This window comes from Streptomyces sp. BR123 (assembly GCF_013401435.1).
Classification (GTDB): domain Bacteria; phylum Actinomycetota; class Actinomycetes; order Streptomycetales; family Streptomycetaceae; genus Streptomyces.
Window position 1 is genome coordinate 1 of the sequence record NZ_JACBGN010000385.1, and the last position, 6,081, is coordinate 6,081.

Annotated in this window: 5 protein-coding genes; all 5 read left to right on the forward strand. The window is 72.7% G+C overall.

Annotated elements, in window-relative coordinates; genetic code table 11:
• The first annotated feature begins 130 nt into the window (after nucleotides 1-130).
• Nucleotides 131-955, forward strand: coding sequence for a hypothetical protein (locus HYE82_RS33275; RefSeq protein WP_256988015.1), 825 nt, complete (start codon nucleotides 131-133; stop codon nucleotides 953-955).
• Nucleotides 956-1,073: 118 nt separating this feature from the next.
• Nucleotides 1,074-2,021: an LLM class F420-dependent oxidoreductase gene (locus HYE82_RS33280; RefSeq protein WP_179177943.1), complete on the forward strand. Its 948-nt coding sequence runs from the start codon at nucleotides 1,074-1,076 to the stop codon at nucleotides 2,019-2,021.
• Nucleotides 2,022-2,042: 21 nt separating this feature from the next.
• A complete protein-coding gene (locus HYE82_RS33285) occupies nucleotides 2,043-2,873 on the forward strand; it encodes an SDR family NAD(P)-dependent oxidoreductase (RefSeq protein ID WP_256988017.1) in 831 nt (276 codons plus the stop codon).
• Nucleotides 2,874-2,974: 101 nt separating this feature from the next.
• Complete coding sequence (locus HYE82_RS33290) at nucleotides 2,975-4,108, forward strand: LLM class flavin-dependent oxidoreductase (RefSeq protein WP_179177944.1); 1,134 nt, start codon at nucleotides 2,975-2,977, stop codon at nucleotides 4,106-4,108.
• 200 nt (nucleotides 4,109-4,308) lie between these two features.
• Nucleotides 4,309-6,048, forward strand: a complete 1,740-nt coding sequence (locus tag HYE82_RS33295; RefSeq protein WP_179177945.1) for an amidohydrolase family protein — start codon at nucleotides 4,309-4,311, stop codon at nucleotides 6,046-6,048.
• Nucleotides 6,049-6,081 lie beyond the last annotated feature (33 nt).

Sequence of the window (6,081 nt, forward strand, 5' to 3'; positions counted from 1 at the left end):
CCCGCCTCCTCGGTCAAGCATTCGACTTCCGGCCGTGCAGACCACCCCGTCGTCACCCCCGGGGCCCCGACACCCCCCGGGAGGTTGACGTCCCCGTCTTGGGGGGCCCGCGCTGTGTACGGTCAGGAGAATGAGCAAGCTCGCCCGAGTCGGCTTCCCTCGGTCCCGTGTGGCCGCGCGTGCCGGGGCCGGGGTCGGCGCCGTTGCGGCCCTCGGCCTGCTGGCCTGCACGGCGGCCTGGTTCCATGCCGTCCAGGACGCGCCCGGCAGCGCCGAGGCGCGTGCCCACAGCACCACCGACGACCGTCCTGCGGGCGTTGCCGTCGCCGCTGACGGCCGTGTCGCCCGCGAGAGCAGGGGGAACGGCCCGCAGGGGCTGCCCGGCATCAGTGAGCGCACCCGGGCGCGGATCCCGGCGGAGTCCCTCCAGGTCATCCTGGTCACCGGCAGGGCGAAGAACTCCTCGTACGCCACCGTCGCCCTCTACACCAGGCCGGCGGCCGGCGCCGAGTGGACCCTGGCCGGGAGTTGGCCCGCGCGCAACGGTGCCCGCGGGTGGTCCACGGAGCGCAGGTACGGGGATCTCACGTCCCCCGTTGGGGTGTTCTCGCTGAGTGACGCCGGGGGCCTGCTGCCGAAGCCGCCGGGGACGCGGCTGCCGTACGACCGCAGCCGGGCGTTCACGGCCTCCGGCCACGGAGTGGAGGGGGAGTCCCTGGAGGGCTCCTTCGACTACGTCGTCGCGATCGACTTCAACCGCAAGCGCGGGGTGTCGCCGCTGGACCCGACCAAACCGGAGGGTGCCCGCAAGGGCGGCAACATCTGGCTGCACGTGGACCACGACGGTCCCTCGCAGGGCTGTGTCGGGATCGCGAAGGAGGCGATGGAGAAGGTGCTGGAGACGCTCGATCCGGCGGCGAAGCCGGTCATCGTCATGGGCCCGCACGGTTTCTGAGCCCGGCGGCGAAGGCTTGCCGCCTCCTCCTCGCACCCCTATTGCCTGACGGATTGTCAGATAAGACGATGGGTCCCGACGCCCGGACGAGCCGGACAGAGCATCGAGGCGGGACGGTATGGCGCGCGTGTTTCCGGAAGGCCGGCTGGTGTACGGGATGCAGCTCCCGGTCCAGTCGCAGAGCACCCTGTACGCCGAGGCCTGGGAGGCCTCGGCCGGTCCCGCCGACCTCGCCGAGGTCGCCCGGGTGGCCGACCGGGCCGGGTTCGGGTACGTCGCCACCTGCGACCACGTGGCCGTACCGCGCCGCCTCGCCGGCGCCATGGGCACCATCTGGTACGACCCGGTGGCCACCCTCGCCTTCCTCGCCGGGGTCACCGAGCGCGTACGGCTGCTCAGCCACGTCGCGATCCTGGGCCTGCGGCATCCGCTGGTGAGCGCCAAGCAGTACGCGACGGTCGACCACCTCTCGGGCGGCCGGCTGGTCCTCGGCGTCGGTGCGGGCCACGTCGTGGAGGAGTTCGAGGTCCTCGGCGTGGACTTCGCCGGGCGCGGCGCCCTGCTCGACGAGACGCTGGACGCGCTGCGGGCGGCCCTCGGGCCCGAGGAGTTCCCGGCCTTCGAGGGGGAGCGGTTCTCCTTCCGGGACCTCGGCCAGCGCCCCCGCCCGGCCCAGGAGCGGGTCCCCGTCTGGGTCGGCGGCTCCTCGCCGGCCGCCGTGCGGCGGGCGGCCCTCCGCGGCGACGGCTGGCTTCCGCAGGGCGATCCGCGGGACCGGCTGCCCGCACAGATCGCCCGGATCAGGGAGCTCCGGGAGGAGGCCGGGGTGACCGGGCCGTTCGAGTTCGGTGCGATCACCGAGGCGCTGTACGTCGGCGAGCCGGCCTGGGACACCGGCCGCCGTACCCTGGCCGGCAAGCCGGAGGTGCTCGCGGAGTCGCTGCGCGCGTACCGGGCGCTGGGCGTCGGCCAGATCCAGGTCCGCTTCCGCAGCCGCGACCGCGCCGAGCTGACCGACCAGATGACCGCCTTCGGGGCCGAGGTGGCGCCCCTCCTCGACGACTGACCGGCGACCGGGAGCGCAGGCATGGGCATGGGCATACGTGAAGGGGCCGCCGGCAGGCTCCACGGCCGCGTCGTCCTCATCACCGGCGCCGCCCGCGGCCAGGGCGAGCAGGAGGCCCGGCTGTTCGCCGCCGAGGGGGCCAGGGTGCTCCTCGGTGACGTGCTGGACGAGCGGGGCGGCGCCGTGGCGGAGGAGATCGGCGAGGAGGTGGGCGGGGACCGGGTCCGCTACGTCCGGCTGGACGTCAGCCGGGAGGAGGACTGGGCTGCAGCGGTGGCGGTCGCCAAGGAGGCCTTCGGCCGGGTCGACGGCCTGGTCAACAATGCGGGCATCCTGCGTTTCAACGCGCTGACCGCGACCCCGCTGGCGGAGTTCCAGGAGCTGGTGCAGGTCAACCAGGTCGGCGCCTTCCTCGGGATCAAGGCGCTGGCCCCGGAGATCGAGGCGGCGGGCGGCGGGACGATCGTGAACACCTCCTCCTGCGCGGGCCTGACGGGCATGGCGTACGTGGGTGCGTACGCGGCGACCAAGGCGGCGATCGTCGGGCTGACGCGGGTGGCGGCGCTGGAGCTGGCGGCGAAGAACATCCGGGTCAATGCGATCTGCCCGGGGGCGGTGGACACTCCGATGGCCGATCCGGGCCTGCTGGACCCGGCGGGTGTGAGCGACGAGGCGCGTGGGGCGATGGCGGAGCTGTACCGGCGGGTGGTGCCGCTGGGGCGCGTGGGGCGGCCGGAGGAGATCGCCCGGCTGGCGCTGTTCCTGACGGGCGAAGACTCCTCGTACATCACCGGGCAGCCGTTCGTCATCGACGGGGGCTGGACGACAGGCGTGAGCCTGCACCGTACCTGACGCTTCGTCAGGTATTGACGGTCACTCCCCGCGGTGGAAGAGTCGATCCATCCAATCTGACGGACAGTCAGGAATCAGAGAACCGAGGACGGTGAACCCCCTTGGAATTCGGGCTCTTCGTGCAGGGATACGTGCCTGCGGCGCGGTCCAGGGTCGACCCCGAGGCGGAGCACAAGGCGCTGATCGAGGAGACCGAGTACGTCATCCAGGCCGACAAGTCCGGCTTCAAGTACGCCTGGGCCTCCGAGCACCACTTCCTGGAGGAGTACTCGCACCTGTCGGCGAACGAGGTCTTCCTCGCCTACCTCGCCCACGCCACCGAGCGCATCCACCTCGGCTCCGGCATCTTCAACCCCCTGGCGCCCGTCAACCACCCGGTGAAGGTCGCCGAGAAGGTCGCCATGCTCGACCACCTCTCCAAGGGCCGCTTCGAGTTCGGCACCGGCCGCGGCGCCGGCAGCCACGAGATCCTCGGCTTCCTGCCCGGCGTGACGGACATGAACCACACCAAGGAGATGTGGGAGGAGACCATCGCCGAGTTCCCCAAGATGTTCCTCCAGGAGGAATACGAGGGGTTCCAGGGCAAGCACTGGTCGCTGCCCCCGCGCAAGGTCTTCCCCAAGCCGTACGGCAAGGCCCACCCGGCCATGTGGTACGCCGCCGGGTCCCCGTCCTCGTACGCCATGGCGGCGAAGAAGGGCCTCGGGGTCCTCGGGTTCAGCGTCCAGAAGGTCTCCGACATGGAGTGGGTGCTGGAGCAGTACAAGACGGCGGTCCGGGAGGCGGAGGCCGTCGGCGCCTTCGTCAACGACAACGTGATGGTCACCTCGACGGCGATCTGCGCGGAGACCCACGACAAGGCGGTCGAGATCGCGGTCAACGCGAACATGAACCGCTTCCAGTCGCTGGTCTTCCGCTACCACGACACCTTCCCGCGGCCCGAGGCGATCCCGCAGTGGCCCGAGACCCTGCCCGAGTACAACGCGGAGATCATCGAGCTGCTCATCGCCGAGGAGCTGCTGATCTGCGGGGACCCGTCCGAGGTCCTCGCCCAGTGCAAGCGCTGGGAGCGGGCGGGCGCCGACCAGCTCTCCTTCGGCCTGCCGACCGGGGTCTCGTACGAGGACACGATGACGACGATCAAGCTGATCGGCGAGCACGTGGTCCCGGAGATCGACACCGACCCGGTGCACCGCACCACCCGCTTCCGCCAGGGCGCCGACGCGGGCGCCTGACGGCGGTGCAGCGGGGACGGCGGTTTCCCGGACCGCCGTCCCGGGGGCCCCGGCCCCGCGGAGCCGGCCGGGGCGCGCGGGCAGCGGCCTGCCCCCGCCCCGGCCGGCAACGGAAAACGGGAGCCGGACCCCCGGCTCCCGAAACGGGAGCCGGATCCCCGATCGGCAAGCAGGGAAGAGGAGAAGGGACGTCACCCGCCATGCTCGACCACCTGATCAGGGGAGCCACCGTCGTCGACGGCACCGGATCCCCCCGGTACACCGCCGACGTCGGCATACGCGACGGCCGCATCGCCGTCATCGGCGCCCCCGGCACCGTCACCGAAGGGGCCCGTACCGGCGAGGACGCCACCGGCCTCGTCCTCTGCCCCGGCTTCGTCGACCCGCACACCCACTACGACGCCCAGCTGTTCTGGGACCCGTACGCCACCCCCTCCATGAACCACGGCGTGACCACCGTCGCCGGCGGCAACTGCGGCTTCACCCTCGCCCCGCTCAACCCGGCCCGCCCCGAGGACGCCGACTACACGCGCCGCATGATGAGCAAGGTCGAGGGCATGGCCCTCGCCGCCCTGGAGGAGGGCGTCGACTGGACCTGGTCCTCCTTCGGCGAGTACCTCGACGCCCTGGAAGGACGGATCGCCGTCAACGCGGGCTTCATGGTCGGCCACTGCGCGCTGCGCCGCCACGTCATGGGCGAGGACGCCACCGGCGGCCGGCCCACCCCCGCCCGGCTGGAGCAGATGGTCGCCCTCCTCCACGAGGCCATGGACGCGGGCGCCTGGGGCCTGTCCACCACCCAGTCCGCCACCCACTCCGACGGGAACGGCGCGCCCGTCGCCTCCCGGCACGCCGAGCCCGCCGAGCTCATCGCCCTGTCCCGGGCGGTCGGCGAACACGAGGGCACCCAGCTGGAGGCGATCGTCGCCGGCTGCCTCGACCGGTTCGCCGACGCCGAGATCGACCTGCTCGTCGAGATGAGCGCCGCCGCCGGCCGCCCCCTCAACTGGAACGTGCTCACCATCGACGCCGCCGTCCCGGAACGCGTCCCGCGCCAGCTGGTCCCCAGCGAGCGCGCCCGCAAGGCCGGCGGGCGCATCGTCGCACTGACGATGCCGATCCTCACCCCCATGAACATGTCCCTCGGAACCTTCTGCGCGCTCAACCTGATCCCCGGCTGGGGCGAGGTCCTCGGCCTGCCCGTGCCCGAGCGGATCACCCGGCTGCGCGACCCCGGCGTGCGGGCGGAGATGCTGCGCCGCGCCGGGAGCAAGGAGGCCGGGGTGTTCCGGCGCCTGGCCGACTTCGGGCGGTACGTCATCGGGGACACGTACGGCAAGGAGAACGAGGGGCTCACCGGCCGGGTCGTCCGCGACATCGCGGCCGAGCGCGGCCAGGACCCCTTCCAGTGCCTGGTGGAGATCTGCGCCAACGACGACCTGCGCACGGTGCTGTGGCCGATGCCGACCGACAACGACCCGGCGAGCTGGGCGCTGCGCGCCGAGACCTGGCAGCACGAGGACGTCATGCTGGGCGGTTCGGACGCGGGCGCGCACCTGGACCGGATGTGCGGGGCTCCGTACACGACCCGGTTCCTCGGGGACTGCCTGCGCGGCCGCAGGCTGGTGCCGCTGGAGCAGGCGGTACGGATGCTGACCGACGACCCGGCGCGGCTGTTCGGGCTGCGCGAGCGCGGCCGGATCGCCGAGGGCTGGCACGCGGACCTGGTGCTGTTCGACCCGGAGCGGATCGAGGCCGGGCCGGCGACCCTGGTGCACGACCTGCCGGGCGACAGCCCGCGGCTGGACGCGCGGGCGGTCGGGATCGTGTCGGTACGGGTCAACGGGGTCGAGACGGTACGGGACGACCGGGTGACGGGCGCGGTCCCGGGGACCGTGCTCCGGTCGGGTCGGGACACGAGGACGGTGAGCACCAGGTGACCGGCGGGCAGCAGGGGCAGCAGGGGCGGGGGC